This window comes from Achromobacter sp. SIMBA_011, assembly GCF_046535435.1.
Taxonomy (GTDB): domain Bacteria; phylum Pseudomonadota; class Gammaproteobacteria; order Burkholderiales; family Burkholderiaceae_B; genus Achromobacter; species Achromobacter dolens.
This window is the reverse complement of record NZ_JAWRWN010000272.1, coordinates 1-290: the sequence shown is the minus strand read 5'-3', so window position 1 is coordinate 290 and position 290 is coordinate 1. Positions and strand designations below refer to the sequence as shown.

General features: G+C 72.4%; 1 protein-coding gene. It reads right to left on the bottom strand.

Translation table 11 applies throughout. The annotated features are described in order from the left end of the window. Positions 1-290 (bottom strand): MFS transporter (locus SB816_RS30910; protein ID WP_410548107.1); only part of this gene is annotated, 290 nt, incomplete at both ends.

Sequence of the window (290 nt, the reverse complement as noted above, 5' to 3'; positions counted from 1 at the left end):
CGACGGGGACTTCGGCGGTCGCGTGCGACTCGGCGAGCTGCTCGAACTGCGGCGTTTCGTCGACGCCGCGACGCAGCCAGAAGCCGAACACGACGAGCAGCGCGCTGGCCGCGAACGGCACGCGCCAGCCCCACGACAGGAAGTCTCCCGACGTGGTGGACAGCGTCACGAGCGCGATGCAGCCGGTGCCGAGCAGCGTGCCGAACGACGGGCCCATTTGCGTCCACGACGCGGACAGCCCGCGCCGCTTCTGGTCGCCGTGCTCGACCGACAGCAGCACCGCGCCGGCC